Here is a 1,072-nt window from a genome sequence, read left to right as displayed (position 1 = left end):
AGTTTTTTGCATAGCGTGAAGCTCGGTCATAGCTGCTTGAATACTCCTCAAATATAGCTTTGCTTTTAGTGCAAAGTGATTTAAACGTTCTTTGATTTTAAGGCGCTCCAGCTTGATAAAGGCGAGCATGGAAGCGAATATGTGATTGCTCTGAGTTGTTTCCATTTTCGTTGGAGATTTTCCCAGCAATGTATTTTGTTTTAATGACTTGTGACATTCCTCTACTTTCCATCTTTTCTGATAGATCGTAGTGATTTTCTGGTGATCGATATTTGTATCATTGGTAATCAAAAATAGTTCTGCAGTTGAATGGTCTTTGTTTATGAAAACCTGCTTTACAAGTGATACAGGGAAATCTAATCCTTTAACGTACACTTGTATAACTTGACTGTTTTCTATTTTAACATCCGAAATACGAATAAATTTACCAGCCATCTTATCCTCAAGAGACAAGGCTATAAGCCTGTTGGTCTTTAATGGACAAATGAAACTTTTCTTAAGTTTTTGATGGATATATTTCAAGTTTTCAGAAGCTGAAAACCAGATATCAAACAAGACATATTTAAACAAAACCTTGTTGAGAAACACCACACGATGAAGTTGATCACGCATGATTTCATTCTTCGTTTGCTTACTCTTCATTTTCACTTTACCATCTTTATCCTCCACCTTTTCCGTTTTATGAATGATATGAAAGGCCAAGGGCAGATTGATATCCTGTCCCTTGAAAGGGCTTGTCAATAAAAAGTTCAGAATATTGATTCCTTTTACTGATTTACCTTTAGTATGGTCAAAGTGATAGTTGATGATTTCGTTAACCGTAGAATGAGGTTTTTCAACAATCACGTCATCAATGGAAAGGTACCCTTCTTGAGACTCAACACGTCGAACTAAAGATTTTATTTCTTTCCATAAGGCTTTATTGCCCAATACGTCTTGATTTAGGCAATCACTGATGTAGTCATGCTTGATTTGCTCATCTAAAGCGGCAGACAAGCCCGTGGCTGTTGCCTTTGTTGTACCTGCTAACAGGTAATCAACATATAGCTGAAATGCATCTCGTCTTTCCATA

At 36.3% G+C, this 1,072-nt stretch carries 1 protein-coding gene; it reads right to left on the bottom strand.

From position 1 onward, the window contains the following. Positions 1–1,071, bottom strand: a 1,071-nt coding sequence (locus ABD985_RS21225; protein WP_345375345.1) for an IS701 family transposase, incomplete at its 3' end; no start/stop codon positions are given. Position 1,072 lies beyond the last annotated feature (1 nt).

It is taken from the genome of Algivirga pacifica (assembly GCF_039543525.1).
GTDB lineage: Bacteria > Bacteroidota > Bacteroidia > Cytophagales > Flammeovirgaceae > Algivirga > Algivirga pacifica.
The sequence above is the reverse complement of the archived record's forward strand: the minus strand, read 5'-3'. Positions and strand labels throughout refer to the sequence as shown.